Raw genomic sequence first — 16,691 nt, forward strand, 5'->3', positions numbered from 1 at the left:
AGATAATTTACTGGTTTATGAGAAATCATTAATAATTTCCACCACTTCAATTTTTCCGTTAATCAATAGCTCAGGAAGCTCGTTTTTTACATTACCCTTCCAATATTCTCTAGCTTGTTCAATTTTTTGAGAGAAAGGAACTCCATCTTCCTTTGGTAAAAGGTTTCCATCTCCCTCAAAAGAACTCCCAATAACTCGTAGTTTAACAATCTGTAAAACGTTACGATTGTAAGAGTCAAATAACTCTTTCCATTTCAATGCGTCTTCATAGCTTTTCGCAGCGTATAAGCAAGACAATCTTGAAGGATATTCAGGATATTCTTGCAGTCTAACCATTTCTACTATTACTTCTCTAATAGCTCTGATTGTTTGGTCTATATACTTAATAGCTACTTCGGAATCTTCTTCATTCAAGTTCAAGCCTTCATTTGTATAATGACCTTGAAAAATTTGAATAAAGTCTTCGCCTTTTGAATTCAATTGTTCCCTCTCAAAGAAGAAATGGTATAAGGTATTGTTTTGGTTCTTATCAAAGTTGATTATCTGCCCAAGACTCATTTTCTTTCTAGTAACAATATGATAAGCGTACAATTCGTTCTCTTTCATAATCTGCCTCCTATTTCATCAGTAGCCGCAAATGGTTGGGTGTTACACTGATTGCCGTTTATTTTAATTGTACTATTGTTATAAAACATTTGCTTAAAACAACAATCTTAAAAAAACAGCGTTATAAAAAATAAATTATCTTACTAGATGTATTCGAATTGCGAGAACTATTATTATTTTAAAATAATGTAGATTCTTGTCATTCTGTTTTAGTTGACACTGCATTACAAGCTATATATAATCAAAATCAAATCTAAATAAGTAAAAATCGATGAGTAAGAAGAGTACCTATAGTTGAGGCGTTGCAGAGAGCTGGGAATGGTGTGAACCAGTACGACAGATCATAGGGAATGGGCTTACGAGAGGTACGTTGAAACATTTGGAGTATGCGACCCGGGTTCCGCCGTTACAAGGATGAGGATATCGAATGTAACATTCCGTATCCAATAAAAGTGGATTCTTTTATTCTAGTAGGATAGAAGATCAATAGAGGTGGCACCACGGTATCGTAATATATCGCCCTCTACATACCAATAGGTATGTAGAGGGCTTTTTTATTGCTCAAATTCTCATCGTTTTTACTTTGAAAGGGAGGATAAAAAGATGGAATTATTACAAGCAAAAGAGGGATTCTTTGGAGAATATGGAGGAAGCTTTGTACCAGAACCATTACAGCAAGCATTAAAGCATTTAGAAGAGGCTTTTGATATGTACAAAGATGATCCAGAGTTTATAACGGAATTTCAATATTATTTAAAAGAGTATGTAGGTCGTCCGAATCCGTTATATTATGCGAATCGTCTAAGTGAGCAGTTAGGTGGTGCCAAAATTTATTTAAAACGTGAAGATTTAAATCATACAGGTGCACATAAAATTAATAACGTAATTGGACAAATATTATTGGCAAAACGTATGGGAGCGAAGAGGGTTATTGCTGAAACAGGAGCAGGGCAACATGGAGTTGCAACAGCAACGGCATGTGCGATGTTTGGAATAGATTGTACGGTTTATATGGGTGGGTTAGATACAGAACGCCAAGCATTGAATGTATTTCGTATGGAATTACTGGGCGCTAAAGTAGTTGCTGTACAAGAAGGGGGACGTACGTTAAAAGAAGCTGTAGATGCTGCTTTAGTAGATTATGCAACTCATTATGAAAATACATTTTATTTATTAGGTTCTGCATTAGGTCCGCATCCGTATCCGACGATTGTCCGTCATTTTCAATCTATAATTGGGTACGAGGCGAAGCAACAACATCTTGAAAAAGAAAATCGTCTTCCAGATTATATCGTTGCTTGTGTAGGTGGCGGTAGTAATGCTATCGGTTTGTTTGCGCCGTTTTATAAGGATACAGAAGTAAAAATGGTCGGTGTTGAACCAGGAGGAAAAGGAATTGAAACAGGCTTGCATGCTGCGCCGTTAACAGCGGGAGAGCCAGGAGTTATTCATGGCTTTAAATGTTATATGATGAAAGATGAGAATGGTGACATTGCTGAGGCACATTCAATTGCAGCTGGTTTAGACTATCAAGGAGTAGGCCCTGAACATAGTTATTATAAAGACACAGGCCGCGCACAATATGTATCCATTACAGATGATGAGGCATTAGCTGCATTTCATGCGTTATCAAAAGTAGAGGGCATTATTCCTGCGCTTGAAAGCTCACATGCTGTAGCGTATGCGATGAAGCTTGCACCTACTTTGTCTAAAGAGCAAACGATTATTGTAAACTTATCAGGTCGTGGCGATAAAGACGTGCAACAAGTATTTGAATTAGAGAATAAAAATGAAAAATAAAAAGAAAGTATCTCGTTCTGGTACAACGAAATACTTTCGTAAAATAACAAAGCACATGTATTATAAAAGATTTTGAGGTAAAGTGAAACTTCCAGCCCGCAAATAGTGGGATAAAAAAATAAGCATCCGTGAGGGAGGAAGTCCCTCAACGGATGCTTATTCATTTGTTGAAACTTGCGCTGTTGTTTGCGGTACAAAATAACCGATAATACCGCCGATAATTGCTGGAACAATCCAACCAATTCCTAATTGATAAAATGGAATTGTATTTGCAATAGAAGTAATGGCAGCAGGCATCATTCCGATGTTATCAAGTGCATGAATACAACTTATAATAAAAGCTGCAATCATTGCTCCGATATAAACACTAGGCTTTCTTTTTGTATACTTATCAATAAAGGATACGAAAATTAAGATAATGGTAATTGGATAAAGAATAATTAATACTGGCAATGTAATTTTAATTAATAAGCTTAAGCCTAAGTTAGAAACAACAAAGCTAAATACAGAAACCCACAATACAAGTTTTTTGTATGATACATTTGTTAAAACGTTTGAAAAATAGTTAGCAAATGCACTAACAACACCAATTGCTGTTGTTAAGCAAGCGAAAATAATTGCTAAGCTTAATAATATGTTACCGCTTGTCCCAAATAGATGGTACATAACAGCCGCTAATAATTGCCCGCCGTTTTCGAATTGGCCAAGTTGTGCGTTTGATGCCCCGATATAACCTAATAAGAAATAAACGATCGTTAAGAACAAAGCGGCAATACTTCCGCATATAATCGTATATTTCGTAATTGCTTTTTTATCATTTACGCCATTTTGACGAATCGCATTCACTACAATGGTAGATAATACAAGGGCTCCAATCGCATCTAATGTTAAAAATCCTTCTAAGAAACCTTTAAAAAATGGCATTTCTTTATAGTCACCAATAGGAGTAGCAAAAGAACTTGTTGGTGAAAGAATCGCTTTTGTTGCCATTACAGCAATAATAATAAGTAAAATAGGCGTCAAAATTTTTCCAATGTGATCTACTAACTTGGAAGGATTTAATGATAAGAAGTAGACAATCGTAAAGAAAATCCCTGTGAAGAGTAACATTGAATACCAGTGACTTTGAAAAATTGGTGCAATTCCGATTTCGTATGAAACAGAGCCTGTACGCGGGATAACGAAAAGCGGACCGATAGAAAGGTAAATAATGATGGCAAAAATCGTTGCGAACTTTGGATGAACACGGCTTGCAAGTTTTCCAAAGCTACCGCCAGCTAATGCAACAGCAACGATTGCTAATAGTGATAAACCAACGTCGGTAATTATAAACCCTGAAATAGAAATCCACATATCCTTTCCAGACGAAAGACCGAGCAGGGGCGGAAAAATCATATTACCAGCACCAAAGAAAATCGCAAATAGCAATAAGCTAATGGAGAGAATTTGGGATGGTTTTAAGGTTGTGCGCATTTCTATAAAATTCCTCCTAGATAAAATTTTGTCGAAAATTCAAATAATTTGTCGATTAGTTGCTTTTATTTTAATGGTCTGATGACTAGAAAGCAACAGAAAATATTTAAAGATAATAATTTATTCAGAAATAGTGGCTCGCTAAACTGCTTGTACTACAATTTAGTTTTCGAATTTTGAAGGGGAAGTCAGTATGTTTTGATGCATGATTGACGTAAGAGAGTATAAAGAATGCACATACTATAATTAGTATGTGCATAGTTACATTTTAAAAATAAATTTGGCGATCTCGTTCTTCTTTTAAAATTTCGACTGCTTCTCGAAAGCGTAGGGAGTGAACAATTTCGCGTTCTCGTAGAAAACGTAATCCATCATTTATATCAGGATCGTCAGACATATTAATAAGCCATTGATAGGTTGCTCTCGCTTTTTCTTCCGCAGCTATATCTTCGTATAAATCTGCAATTGGATCGCCCTTTGCTTGTATGTATGTTGCTGTAAAAGGAGCGCCTGCGGCATTGTGATAAAAAATGGCACTATCATGGTCAGCATAATGAGCATCAAGTCCGGCCTCTTTCATTTGCTCAGGTGTGGCATCCTTGGTCAATTTATACACCATTGTCGCAATCATTTCGAGGTGTGCAAATTCTTCTGTTCCAATGTCTGTTAATAAGCCGACAACTTTGTCTGGAATGGTGTAGCGTTGATTTAAGTAGCGTAATGCGGCAGCCAATTCGCCATCGGCACCGCCGTATTGTTCAATTAAAAATTTCGCAAGTTTTGGATTACAAGTACTTACTTTCACAGGGTATTGTAATTTTTTTTCATATATCCACATATGTTTGCTCCTTTACATTTGCCAAGGCCAAGGCCCTTTATTCCATTCCCAAGGTGCTTTTGAATAACTATTTCCATATTGTTGAAGAGGTCCGTATTTTTCTTCAATTTGTTGTTTTTGTAATCTACGTTTATAGGAAAAATCATTAAATTGATTAATTGATGCAACATCATCAGGATGGGTGTCTAAATACAAAGTAAGCTCTACTAATACAAAATCGAGTTCCTGCAGTTCTTCCATCCATTTATAAAATTCATCTGGCATTTGTTGAGCCACGATTTTTCTCACCGTCCTTTCTTATATGGGTTTTCGTAGTAATCATATAATGCAGGCCACAAAGTCCCTTTTTTTAATGCTTCATTTGGCGGGAATTGCGGTAAATTTGGTGGTTGAAATCCCATATACAAATGCGGGGGAGTAAAGTAGTATTTTTTTCCTATTGGTGGACATGGGTCATTAGGACCGTGAAATGGTACATACGATTTTACGGATTTTTCCAATGTGTACACCTCCTAGATGAAACACTGATATTATGTATTGTATTCGAACATAATTACTATTTATGACTCATATACAACAACTAATAGGTGAGAAAGGGGGCTGGATTGTGGACAAGGTTGTACATTCTGTTTTATTAGAGGTAAGAGATTTGAAGAAAACATTATATTTTTATGAGGGGATATTAGGTTTTGAGCCTAGTAGACAGCGTCCTCAATTAGACTTGCCAGGGGTATGGTATGATGTTGGATCTGTGCGAATTTGTTGTATTGTAAATAAAAGAAAACAAGCGGTGAATGAGGAAGGAATTTTTCCAAAAATAGAAGTGAATATGCAATTGCGTGAGCTGGAAAATCTACTTAAAAAATTAGATTACTACCATGTAACGTATACAGAAATGGAAGATTATGTAGAGGGGAAAAAAGTGCTATCCGTTTATGACCCGGATCAACATATGATTCAGCTGCAAGCACAATTGAAGAGTAAAAATTTAGCTTAACATCTTCTAGGGCTGTTTTCTGCCTCGGGTACACATACGAAAGAGCTTGATGAATATACATAATAGAGAATGTTTGCTGCGAGGGGGAGAATCTGGTGAATCGAGCTTATGAAGAAAGTGCCTTATTTGAGCATAAATTTTGGTTAAGAGTTTTAGGAGATCACGCGCACTTTTTGGTAGATGCTTTAGCCCCAAAGGAAAAGGAAGAAATTCAAAAGGCAATGTATTTTGAGCAAAAATTTGGTGAGTTGTCAACGAAACTTCAGACTGCCAACCTAATTTCATTTGCAAAAGAGGCGAATGAAGCTGCAAATGAGATTAGAAATTTTAAATTGCATATTATTCGTAAACAATTGGAAGGGAAAATCGTCATTCATCTTACACCTACATTTCTTAATCATATGGTTAATGAAGTGGAAGAATACATAACAGTACTTAAAAACTTGATGGAGGGTAAAGTGCCTCCTCTTTTTCACGAATTACATTATCATCTCGTATGGTTAATAGATGCAGCTGGTCATGCAGGGTCCATTTCTGGCGAACTAGATCTTGTTGAGAAGCGTTTAAAAGAAAAAAGCCAAGCGTACGAAAAGCATTTTGAGCAATTTTATATAAAAGCGGTTGAAATGACTGGTTATTTACGGTCAGAATTAACATCTTTTCCAGCCTTAAAGAAATTTACAAAAGATGTCTCGTTAGAGATTACTTTATTTTCACGTTTTCTTCATGAATTAGAAGAACTAGAGTTATCGGAACAAGTGTTAAGTTCGTTTTCGGCGAGAATGGCAGATCATATGACAAGGGAAGAGTGTTATTACCTATTAAAACTTGCACAATCTTCAGGGATAGAGATTCCAAAGTGTACACCTTTTTAGAAGCATGAAAAGTTTATTTACCCCGCTGCTTTTGGGGAGTGAAACTTCCATGAGTGTGAAATGAAGTCCCTCACTGATGGAAGTTTCACCTTATTTTGCTTTCCGTTTGTTTGTTTTGCTTTTTTGCTTAGATAGTTGCTTTGTTTGTTCAATACTAGCGTTTAATGTTGCCATGATATCTACAATATTTTTAGATTGGAAAATGGTTTCGGTTTTTTCGTGATGTTCTATTTTTTCTTCAATGAGGTCAAGGAGGGCTTCTCTATATTCATCTGTATATTCTTCTGGTGTAAAGGGAGTTGTAAGGTGATGAATGAGATTCATTGCGGCAACGAGCTCTTGTTTTTGCAAAGGTGTTTCTTCATGTTTCGGTAGATTTGGAACACTTTCAATTTTTCGTATTTCATCTGAATAGTGAATTGTTTGCAGCATTAAACCTTCATGAAAATTACGGATGATTGCTAAATGTTGTTTTTGACGAAGCGAAATATGTACAAGTCCTAACTTATTTGTGCGTTCAAGAGCTTCTTTTAATAATAAATATGCCTTTTCTGAACCTGGAGTAGGACCAATAAAATAAGAACGATTGAAAAAAATAGAATCTACTTCATCTTGTTGAACAAATGAAAGAATGCGGATTGCTCGTAATTCGTGTTCTTTTTTCAAATCATTTAATTCTTGTTCTTCTAAAATAATATATTTATGGGGTTCGTATTCGTAAGCTTTCACAATTTCTGCTTCTTCTACTTCTTCATCTGAACAATCGGGAGCGATCTTTTTGTATTTAATAGGTGTAAGACAATCTTTGTGCAGGTGTAGTAACTTAATATCTTTTTCTTCTACTGCACTATACAATTTAATCCCGATCTTTAACAACCCAAGTGAGAGAGAGCCTTTCCAAATTGTATGCACAAGAATATCCTCCTTATATATAGAATTATTGTTATGTAAAGAAAATGAATATATATATTATGTTAGCGATGGAGGTTTCTTATACATAGGCACTTCAGTAGACAGCGTTACTAAGTAATAGAGTATGAATAGACAATAAGCATTTTAATCAATTACTGCAGTGATAGAAAGTATTGACATTTTCTATTAAACCTTTTAAGATGACCTTATAAAATTACGTATATAAAGGGGAGTAACTTTAATAATAAAGTCGTCATTACAGGGAGAAACCCTCGGCTTTATTAGCAACAATATGTTGTTAGTGAGACCTTTACCAGACGTGGTAGAGGCCCCTTATTGTCTTTTTAGGACCTTTACCATCTTGGTAAAGGTCCTTTTTGTATGCTGTAATAGGAGACCGAGAGAGGAGAAGGAATATGAGAAAGTTGTGGAAAAGAATACGTCTGATTTTCCAAGTTCGTAAATTTATTCCGTTTTTATATGAATTCTTTACATCAAAGGATGTGGAATTTAAGAAAAAGGTACTTTCTATCTTATTTTTATGTGGATATGTTATGTTTCCATTCGATATCATTCCAGACTTTTTATTGTTTTTTGGTGTGCTGGATGATGTAGCGGTGATTCTGTTTATTTTGCAGCGCATTGTCAAGATGGCACCTGTTCATTTGCAGGATAAATATGGATTAGTAGAATAGGAGAAAGATAGATGGAACAGCTTATTTTAGATTTTATTCATTACTTAAAACAATTCTCTTATTTTGGCGTTATTTTTGCTTTAACGTTTGAATTTGTTCCTGCTGAGATTGTATTACCGCTCGTTGGATATTGGGTATATGAAGGTGATATGACTTTTTGGATTGCGGTTTTAGCGGGAACAATTGGAGGAACAACAGGACCATTAACATTGTATGCCCTAGGATATTACGGAGGTCGTCCGCTATTACTCAAATATGGAAAGTATTTTTTCATTAAAGAAGAACAAATTCAAAAAGCGGACGATTTCTTTGCAAAATATGGACCCGTGGTAGCATTTACCGGACGATTTATTCCAGGTGTACGCACACTTATTTCGGTTCCATGCGGAATGGCGAAAATGAATATTGTGCAGTTTACTATCTACACATTTGTGGCGATGGTACCGGTAACCACCATGTATATTTATATTGGAATGAAGCTTGGCCCGCATTGGCAGAAGGCTGGCGCTATTGTGGATCAGTATATGTTGCCTATATTAGGTGTTGTTTTTGTTTTTATGATTGGAATGGTTATTTCTAAAATGGTTAAGAAAAAAAGTAGAACAGAATATTGATATGGGGACTCTATATATGACCGTTCTTTAAAGAAGAAGAGAGTATGTTAAAATAGAATAGAGATTGTTTAGAAGGAGCGGATTAGATGTCGAAAAAAGCGATAAAAAGAATTCTTGAATATATATGGATTATTGTTGTGCTCCTAGTCGGGTATAAATATTTGCAAGAGAAAAGCCTGTGGGTTCTTTTTTTAATCACTTTTATATTAGCGGGATTAGGAGCGTTGTTTATTAACTTTTTCTTTGAAAGTATTGAAACTTGGAAAAAGAGGAAGGAAGAACAAAAATAAAGTACAACTTCTAACTGGTGATTGATTACGTAAATTAAACAGTTCTTGGAACATAAAAGAAAGCTCGCTAGAAACAGCGAGCTTTCTTTTTTACGCTTCTTTTTTTTCATCATCCGTTTTGGCAATGAGTAGATTACTGTTTCGTTTCGAATAGAAAAAGTATACGCATAAACCGATTGTTAGCCATACTCCAAATCCAATCCATGTTTCTTTTGAAAGGTTAAACATTAAGTATAGACAACAGCAAATTGCAACGATTGGTAAGATAGGAACGAATGGCACTCGGAATGCCCTTGGTAAGTTTGGATGTGTTTTTCGTAAAATAAGTACCGCAAGGCTAACGAACGTGAATGCTGTTAATGTACCGATGCTTACAAGATTTGCAAGCAGATGTAAATCTAATAAACCAGCAAGTGCAGCAGCGGCGATACCCATAATCCATGTGTTTACTAAAGGAACTTTGAATTTTTCATTTACGCGAGATAAAGCTTTTGGCAATAATCCATCGCGGCTCATCGCATAAGAGACACGGACTTGTCCGTACATAACGACGAGAATAACAGTTGTCATTCCAGTCATTGCCCCTACTGCCAGCAAACTAGCAATCGTGTCTTCACCGACAAACCTCAAAGCAAAAGCAACTGGATCTGATACGTCTAATTGTGTGTAAGGAACCATACCAGTTAATACAAAGGAAACAATTATATATAGTGCGGTACAAATAAGAAGAGAACCAATAATTCCAATTGGTAAGTCGCGCTGTGGTTTCTTTGTTTCTTCAGCAGCAGTTGCAATCGCATCAAAGCCTAAAAAAGCAAAGAATACAGTTGCGGCACCGGCGATAATGCCATCGTAACCAAATGGCAGAAACGGTGTCCAGTTTTCTGGTTTTACATATTTTGCGCCAGCAACGATAAAAGCAATAATGACGGCTAGTTTAATGAGTACCATAATATTATTTATGCGAGCGCTTTCGCGAATGCCTCTACTTAATAATGTTGTAATAAGAAGTATAATGAGGACAGCTGGTAAATCAATGATGCCTCCTTTTCCTATACCGGGGGCAGAGGCGATGATGGCCGGGAGTTTGATTCCAAATCCGAGCAGCAGGGATTGTAAATAACCAGACCAGCCGACAGCAACGGCAGCAACTGCGAGCAAATATTCAAGCATTAAACACCAGCCGATGATAAAAGCGACAATTTCTCCAACTGTCATATAAGCATATGTATAAACGCTTCCTGAAATTGGGATAGAAGATGAAAACTCAGCATAGCAAAAAGCGACGCATGCACACGTAAAGGCAGCGAGTAGAAAGGATAGCATAATACCAGGACCAGAATGCTTTGCCGCAACAATACCGGTTAAAACAAAAATACCTGTTCCGATAACAGCTCCAATTCCTAAAAAGGTTAAATCAAGGGCACCTAATGTTCGATTGAGTTGACGTGGTGCTTCGGTCGTAAGGGGTTTCTTTCGTAAAAGTGTTTTCAAATTTGAATCTCCTCTCTATAAAGTTAATCATTAGTGGGGGTCTTACTGCCCGTTAGTACGGGATAAATAGATACAACTGCTAAGTTTGGACGTAGCCCCTTAAAGCACTAAGTAGAGAGTAGAAATAGTATTATGTATAAATAAAATGGAGAATGGTGCAGTTGTACGTTATTTTTAGGATAAATATGTAATTTCATTAGTAAATTTATCATAATTCAGAATATTTCGTCAATGTAAAGTGTAACAAATAAAACGACATATTTGAGCAAACACTATTGTAAGAAATTAATGCATTTTTTATGTAGGAGTAGATACTATGTTATTTTATTTTGAACTTGTCATCATTTTACTTTGCACAAAACTTGCTGGTGATATTAGTGTTCGGCTTGGACAACCGGCTGTATTAGGAAAATTAATTATTGGAATTGTTATTGGTCCAGCTATGTTTGGCATTATTAATAGTTCTGAGCTTATTGATGAACTAAGTGCAATTGGTGTATTGCTTCTTATGTTTATGGCAGGGCTTGAAACAGATTTAGAGGAATTAAATCGCAATCTTACATCGTCCTTTGCTGTAGCAATAGGGGGGATTATTTTTCCGTTTATTGGAGGATATGTTGCGGGCCTTTTATTTGGAATGTCGCAGGCACATGCGATTTTTTTAGGACTGCTTCTTTGCGCTACTTCTGTTAGTATTTCTGTTCAAACATTGCGTGATCTTGGGAAAATGAATACGAGGGAAAGTACCACCATTTTAGGAGCAGCCGTATTTGATGACGTTATCGTTGTTATATTGTTAGCATTTGTGATGAGTTTTCTCGGTTCACAAGATGTGAATGTAACACTCATAATCGCGAAGAAAGTCATCTTTTTTGTTACTATTTTTCTAATTAGCTGGAAAGGTGTCCCCTTCATTATGAAAGTATTGTCACCGCTTCGTGTTTCAGAGTCATTAATTAGTGCAGCGCTCATTATTTGTTTTTCATTCGCTTATTATAGTGAAGTCATGGGGATTGCTGGAATTATTGGGGCATTCGCTGCCGGAATCGCGATTTCACAAACTTCATATAAGCATGAAGTAGAACGTAAAATTGAGCCAATTGCGTATGCGATTTTCGTCCCAGTCTTTTTCGTTAGTATTGGTATGGAAATTACCTTTCAAGGATTAGGAAATCAAATATGGTTCATTGTCATTATGACCATTATTGCTATATTGACAAAATTAGTCGGCTCAGGACTCGGAGCAAGATTAACGGGATTTGATTTACGATCCTCTATTAGTATTGGAGCGGGAATGGTATCAAGGGGAGAAGTGGCACTAATTATTGCTTCAAATGGATTGACTGCAAATTTATTAGCAAAAGAGAATTTTACGTCGATTGTAATTGTTGTTATTTTGACGACGATTATTACGCCGCCTTTGTTGAAGAAGTATTTTGTGTGAGAGTGTAATAGGGGTAATGACAGTATCCTGTCATTACCCCTATTAAGAATCACCAACTTCTTAACGTACCAGAAATCGGTGATTTGTAAAAACTATTTTCTTGTCCGTGTCACATATGGATAAATTGGATCTCTTAATTCGAATTCATACGTTTCTCCATCAACAATTCCAAGTACCTTCTCGCTATCGTAAAGATCTAACATAAATCCAGCCATTTCTTTTGCAGTATGAAATTTTGGAACGGCTCCTTTATAAGTAAACTCATCCGCATCTAAAGAACGTTTAGCAAATTCAGTTTCAGTTGCAGCAGGAGCCAAGACTTTTGCTTGCATGGCTGCTCCTTTTTCTTTCAATTCTCGTGCTAGCCCTTCTGTAAAGGCACTTACATAGAACTTTGTCGCACAATAGGTCACAGCATCAGCAACAATCACGTATCCTCCTCCAGAAGAAATATTGATGAGTTGCGTTCCTTCAATATTTGCATAGTCACGTACATAAAGCGAGGACAGAATAGTTAAGGATTCAATATTCAAGTGAAGCATTTTCTCAATTTTATTTAAATTTTGTTCCCCAACAGAAGCAAAGTTTCCAAATCCAGCATTGTTGATCCAAGTCTCAATCTGATAATCCTGAAGACTTTCGTAGAATTCATAAACATTTGCAGTAACAGATAGATCAACAGTTCGAATGACAACATCCAGATTTACGTTAATGTCAGCCACTTTTGATTTTAATTTTTCCAATTCCTCCGTTCTGCGTGCTGCTAGGATTAAGTTTTTTCCGCGAGCCGCAAAAGCAAGAGCTGTTTCATATCCAATTCCTGAACTGGCACCCGTAATAACCGTATATTTCATATAAATTCCTCCTGAATTTTATTAATTTAATTTTATTGTGAAAGAACTATGAGCTGATTATACTGATTAGAGTGAACTCTAAGTCAAGAGGAATTTAATGTGGGGGTTTTTTATGTACACTATTGGTGAAGTGGCTAAAATGTTAAGGATAAGCACGCATACATTGCGGTATTACGAAAAGGAAAAAATTATAATTCCCGTTCGTGATGCCAGTGGAGACAGACGATATAACGACTCGCATATTAAATGGCTGCAATTTGTTATCAAGTTAAAAGAAACACAAATGCCCATCGCAAAAATAAGGAAGTATGCTTCATTAGCATTAGAAGGAGATCATACTACAACAGAGCGATTAAACCTTTTAGAAGAACATAAGCACTCTATTCAGGAACAAATCAGAACGTTAAAAGCCGCGGATGAGATGCTTGAGTATAAAATTTCCGCTTACAAAGATTTCATCAGTAAACAAGATTAGATGCAGGTTCTATAAGAGAAAATAAATTAAGTGTATTGCGCTCTATATAATTAGAAATCCCGTCGCTTCATTCTTTAAAGAGAAGCGGCGGGATTTCTTTGATATATTCAATATTTTAGCTGCTGCGTGCAACGTTAGTACTTGTATGCTGCGGAGTTGTATATTTTTGTTTAGGAACTGTTTTAGATTATAAGGAAGTTTCATTTTGTGTTAAATTTTACCTGAGGAAAATTTATAGACAGGAAAATCTTGCGATTTTATAATAAGGCGAACTAAAAAGATAAGATTATATAGAAAGGAATTGATTAAATGAAAAGGTGTTTTTTACTGTTTTTAATTGCTTCAATCTACTTCACTTTTTCTCTTCCTACATATTCACAGGCGATGAGTGATTCTGTACAACAGGTGAATGTAGATGAAGAAGAGAGTATATTTAATTCGCAATATTATCCGCTTGCTCCGAATGGTGTATATCTTGGGAATTTAATAGACAGCAAGGGGAATGAACATAAATTAGCATCTTGGGTGGCAGATAAGAATTCGATTGATATAGAAGTAGATCATAGAGACGTTGCCTCTCGAGATAGGAATTATGTAATAGAACTGTTTCGCGAAAAGGAAAATGGTTCGTTAGAATACATAACAGAGAGTAAATTCACATCTGGAGAAGAAGATCCCATAATGTATCATTTTACATTTGAGGAAAAAGATTTTGAGAATGATTTATACATTTACGCGCGTTTTGGAGTTAGTCCTGATGCGAATGCAGATGAATATTCAGATGTCATTCAATTTAAAATTTTAAATCCGTCTATGCATTTTGAAGGTTGGTTATTGGACGAAGATAAATGGTACTATGTGTTGAATCCTTACGACGATTATTATTATTATATAAGAAATTGGCGGTCTATTGAAGGCAAATGGTATTATTTTGATCCAAACACAGCACAAATGATGACTGGTTGGGTTGAAGATGAGAATAAATGGTATTATATGAATCCGTCCGGCGAAATGGCAGTTGGTTGGATATACAATCAAAACAAATGGTATTATTTAAATCCGTCTGGAGAGATGAAAACAGGATGGTTCCAATATGGTGGTAAATGGTACTATTTAAATGCATCAGGAGAAATGGCAAAGGGATGGATTCAAGATAAAAATAAATGGTATTATTTAAACACATCTGGTGAAATGCAAACAGGTTGGATATACGAAAGTGGAAAGTGGTACTATTTAAATCCGTCTGGCGAAATGGCAGTAGGTCTTAAAACTATAAACTATAAATCTTACTATTTTTATTCATCAGGCGAAATGGCGACTGGCTGGGTATATGATCAAAATAAATGGTATTATTTTATGCCTTCTGGACAAGCTGCTTTTGGGCCAGTATATGTAGATGGGAAGAAATATTATTTCTCAGGAACAGGCCAATTACTAAATTAAAATATAATAGCTTCTTTTTGTTGAAAATGAAATTCTATAAAAATAGCTGTTTTATACAAATTTTTTGAGGATTTATGAAGAAAAAAGACTTCGGTTATACTGAAGTCTTTTTTCATTGCGTTTTATATAACTCTAAATCCCGCTGCTTTATTCTTTAAAGGAAAGCGGGGGATTTCTTTGTCATTAGTTACTCCGTGCTAGGGGAGTGCTTGTGTGTTGCGTCGTTGTATATTCTTGTTTAGAAATCGCATGAGATTTAAAGTGAGAGAATAAATAACATCCTGCAATAACAATCACACTTCCTACAATTTGCATCCACGTCATTTGTTCACCTAATAATAGAAACGCTAAGATGGAAGTGAAAATAGGATTGAAATTTAAAAAAATACCTGAAGTAGTCGCACCTAATTTTTGGACACCGATATTCCAAAAAACCATACATAACACAGTTGAGATAACGCCTGTATACATAATGGATCCTAAGAACGAAGCGTTCATATTTGAAATAGTAAAATGAGAGATGTTAAAGGGAGCTAGTATGATGATACCAAAGATACCAGAATATAAGGTGGACATCATTGGTGTCGTCTTTTTCGTTGCCCATCTGCTGCAAATGGAATAGATTCCCCACACACATACCGCAGCCATCATCCATAAATCACCTATATTAAAATGTAAGGAAAGCAATGTATCTATTTTCCCTTTTGAAAGAACGAGAGTAACGCCGAAAAATGAGACAATCATAGATGTAATTTGAAATATATTAATTTTTTCTTTTAAAAATAAAGCTGAACAAACAGCGATAGAAATCGTATTTAATGTAGAGATAAGACCAACATTTGTTGCTGATGTATGCTCTAATGCCCAAAATTGAAAAATGTTAAAGAGAACAACACCAGTAACCCCCATAAGAAATAAAGGAAGAATTGCATCTTTCGGTGGAAAAAGTTTCTTTTCTTTTAACCATACAATTGGGAAAAGACAAATGACTGCAATAATCCACCGAAGAGTAGTCAGTGTCATAGGGGAAGCGTGCCCGACAAGAGATTTTCCCACTACAAAATTTCCGCCCCACAATAAGCTTGTGATGAGTAATAAAATAACATAAGGCATAATATGAGTTAGCTCCTTTACAAGAAAGTAGGGCTTGCGCATTGCCCATTTGATGAAAGATAGCCACTGTGCACGGTGGTATGATGTATATACTTTAAACTATGTAAATTGTAGCATTTTTCTTGTTTGTCATATATGTTGTTTTGTATAATTAATAAAATTCGAAATAATGTAAAGTTGTTATGTTATTTTGCAGAATTTTATTCATTTTAAGTACAGTTGTTATATGTTTTGGTGAATAATCGTTTGTTTGGAAAAGGGAGATTGGAAATGGAACATGTAGTTCGTAAGGGGTTAGATGATTTAGATGTACAAATTTTAGATGTGCTGCAACAGGAAGGACAGCTGAGTAATGCGGAGGTTGCACGCCGCGTTAATCTTTCGCCGCCAGCTACACATGCACGGGTGAAGCGATTAGAAAGTGAAGGCTTTATTAATCGGCAAGTAGCAATTTTAAATCAAGAGAAATTGGGATTTGATTTATTATGCTTTATTTTTGTCAGTACAAATATTCATCAAGCGGAGAAGCTAGAAGTGTTAGAGAAGGCTATGCACGAAATGCCGGAAGTATTGGAATGTCATTGTTTAACGGGGGAGTATGATTATATTTTAAAAGTTGTACATCGAGATCGAAGCGAGCTGGAACGTTTTATTCGTAAATTAAATATGCTCGGTATTACGAGAATTCAAACGAGTTTAGCACTGCGGGAAATTAAGTATTCTACTGTATTGCCCCTGCAGAGCGAAAAAGATGGCGGAGCTGTTTAG

19 protein-coding genes and 1 other annotated feature are annotated in these 16,691 nt (G+C 35.8%); of the genes, 10 read left to right on the top strand and 9 right to left on the bottom strand.

Going from position 1 to position 16,691, the window contains the following annotated elements; genetic code table 11:
• Positions 1–15: 15 nt before the first annotated feature.
• Positions 16–606: a DUF2441 domain-containing protein gene (locus WAX78_RS17775; RefSeq protein WP_336483319.1), complete on the bottom strand. Its 591-nt coding sequence runs from the start codon at positions 604–606 to the stop codon at positions 16–18.
• 262 nt (positions 607–868) lie between these two features.
• Positions 869–1,133 (top strand) — a binding site (T-box leader).
• 76 nt (positions 1,134–1,209) lie between these two features.
• Here WAX78_RS17775 and trpB point away from each other — a divergent pair.
• Positions 1,210–2,406, top strand: a complete 1,197-nt coding sequence (gene trpB / locus WAX78_RS17780) for a tryptophan synthase subunit beta (protein WP_336483320.1) — start codon at positions 1,210–1,212, stop codon at positions 2,404–2,406.
• 156 nt (positions 2,407–2,562) lie between these two features.
• Here the strand turns inward: trpB and brnQ2 are convergent, their stop codons facing one another.
• The 4 genes from brnQ2 to WAX78_RS17800 form a co-directional block, all read right to left on the bottom strand.
• A complete protein-coding gene (gene brnQ2, locus WAX78_RS17785; protein ID WP_336483321.1) occupies positions 2,563–3,879 on the bottom strand; it encodes a branched-chain amino acid transport system II carrier protein BrnQ2 in 1,317 nt (438 codons plus the stop codon).
• Positions 3,880–4,147: 268 nt separating this feature from the next.
• On the bottom strand, positions 4,148–4,717 hold the full coding sequence (cotJC, locus tag WAX78_RS17790; protein WP_098308199.1) for a spore coat protein CotJC: 570 nt from the start codon (positions 4,715–4,717) through the stop codon (positions 4,148–4,150).
• 12 nt (positions 4,718–4,729) lie between these two features.
• Complete coding sequence (locus WAX78_RS17795; protein ID WP_098308290.1) at positions 4,730–4,981, bottom strand: spore coat protein CotJB; 252 nt, start codon at positions 4,979–4,981, stop codon at positions 4,730–4,732.
• A gap of 20 nt (positions 4,982–5,001) precedes the next feature.
• A complete protein-coding gene (locus tag WAX78_RS17800) occupies positions 5,002–5,217 on the bottom strand; it encodes a spore coat associated protein CotJA (RefSeq protein WP_336483322.1) in 216 nt (71 codons plus the stop codon).
• 107 nt (positions 5,218–5,324) lie between these two features.
• Between WAX78_RS17800 and WAX78_RS17805 the strand changes: the two genes are divergently transcribed.
• Together WAX78_RS17805 and WAX78_RS17810 are read left to right on the top strand one after the other, a co-directional pair.
• Positions 5,325–5,714: a VOC family protein gene (locus WAX78_RS17805; protein ID WP_336483323.1), complete on the top strand. Its 390-nt coding sequence runs from the start codon at positions 5,325–5,327 to the stop codon at positions 5,712–5,714.
• Positions 5,715–5,809: 95 nt separating this feature from the next.
• Entirely contained in the window at positions 5,810–6,589 is a 780-nt protein-coding gene (locus WAX78_RS17810) for a DUF2935 domain-containing protein (protein ID WP_336483324.1), read from the top strand.
• A 90-nt stretch (positions 6,590–6,679) separates the two neighbouring features.
• Here the strand turns inward: WAX78_RS17810 and ku are convergent, their stop codons facing one another.
• Positions 6,680–7,501: a non-homologous end joining protein Ku gene (gene ku / locus WAX78_RS17815; RefSeq protein WP_336483325.1), complete on the bottom strand. Its 822-nt coding sequence runs from the start codon at positions 7,499–7,501 to the stop codon at positions 6,680–6,682.
• 416 nt (positions 7,502–7,917) lie between these two features.
• On the opposite strand from ku, the gene WAX78_RS17820 reads away from it, so the two are divergent.
• The 3 genes from WAX78_RS17820 to WAX78_RS17830 all read left to right on the top strand — a co-directional run bounded on the left by WAX78_RS17820 (position 7,918) and on the right by WAX78_RS17830 (position 9,100).
• On the top strand, positions 7,918–8,196 hold the full coding sequence (locus WAX78_RS17820) for a YkvA family protein (RefSeq protein ID WP_336483326.1): 279 nt from the start codon (positions 7,918–7,920) through the stop codon (positions 8,194–8,196).
• Positions 8,197–8,207: 11 nt separating this feature from the next.
• The gene (locus tag WAX78_RS17825; RefSeq protein WP_336483327.1) at positions 8,208–8,810 is read left to right on the top strand and encodes a DedA family protein; all 603 of its coding nucleotides are present in this window, start codon (positions 8,208–8,210) and stop codon (positions 8,808–8,810) included.
• 86 nt (positions 8,811–8,896) lie between these two features.
• On the top strand, positions 8,897–9,100 hold the full coding sequence (locus tag WAX78_RS17830) for a hypothetical protein (RefSeq protein WP_336483328.1): 204 nt from the start codon (positions 8,897–8,899) through the stop codon (positions 9,098–9,100).
• A 90-nt stretch (positions 9,101–9,190) separates the two neighbouring features.
• Here WAX78_RS17830 and WAX78_RS17835 read toward each other — a convergent pair whose 3' ends face one another.
• Positions 9,191–10,594, bottom strand: a complete 1,404-nt coding sequence (locus WAX78_RS17835; protein ID WP_336483329.1) for an amino acid permease — start codon at positions 10,592–10,594, stop codon at positions 9,191–9,193.
• 316 nt (positions 10,595–10,910) lie between these two features.
• Here WAX78_RS17835 and WAX78_RS17840 point away from each other — a divergent pair, with 316 nt between their 5' ends.
• Positions 10,911–12,038, top strand: coding sequence for a cation:proton antiporter (locus WAX78_RS17840; RefSeq protein ID WP_336483330.1), 1,128 nt, complete (start codon positions 10,911–10,913; stop codon positions 12,036–12,038).
• Positions 12,039–12,130: 92 nt separating this feature from the next.
• On the opposite strand, the gene WAX78_RS17845 is transcribed toward WAX78_RS17840, so the two are convergent.
• Positions 12,131–12,892 (bottom strand): SDR family NAD(P)-dependent oxidoreductase, encoded by a 762-nt coding sequence (locus WAX78_RS17845; protein ID WP_336483331.1) that lies wholly within the window; start codon positions 12,890–12,892, stop codon positions 12,131–12,133.
• A gap of 112 nt (positions 12,893–13,004) precedes the next feature.
• On the opposite strand from WAX78_RS17845, the gene WAX78_RS17850 reads away from it, so the two are divergent.
• Positions 13,005–13,367, top strand: coding sequence for a MerR family transcriptional regulator (locus WAX78_RS17850; RefSeq protein ID WP_336483332.1), 363 nt, complete (start codon positions 13,005–13,007; stop codon positions 13,365–13,367).
• Between the two features lie 309 nt (positions 13,368–13,676).
• A complete protein-coding gene (locus WAX78_RS17855; RefSeq protein ID WP_336483333.1) occupies positions 13,677–14,810 on the top strand; it encodes a hypothetical protein in 1,134 nt (377 codons plus the stop codon).
• 183 nt (positions 14,811–14,993) lie between these two features.
• Here the strand turns inward: WAX78_RS17855 and WAX78_RS17860 are convergent, their stop codons facing one another.
• A complete protein-coding gene (locus tag WAX78_RS17860) occupies positions 14,994–15,923 on the bottom strand; it encodes a DMT family transporter (RefSeq protein ID WP_336483334.1) in 930 nt (309 codons plus the stop codon).
• 270 nt (positions 15,924–16,193) lie between these two features.
• Here WAX78_RS17860 and WAX78_RS17865 point away from each other — a divergent pair, with 270 nt between their 5' ends.
• On the top strand, positions 16,194–16,691 hold the full coding sequence (locus WAX78_RS17865) for an Lrp/AsnC family transcriptional regulator (RefSeq protein ID WP_336483335.1): 498 nt from the start codon (positions 16,194–16,196) through the stop codon (positions 16,689–16,691).

This window comes from Bacillus yunxiaonensis (genome assembly GCF_037104695.1).
GTDB classification, from domain to species: Bacteria; Bacillota; Bacilli; order Bacillales; family Bacillaceae_G; genus Bacillus_A; species Bacillus_A yunxiaonensis.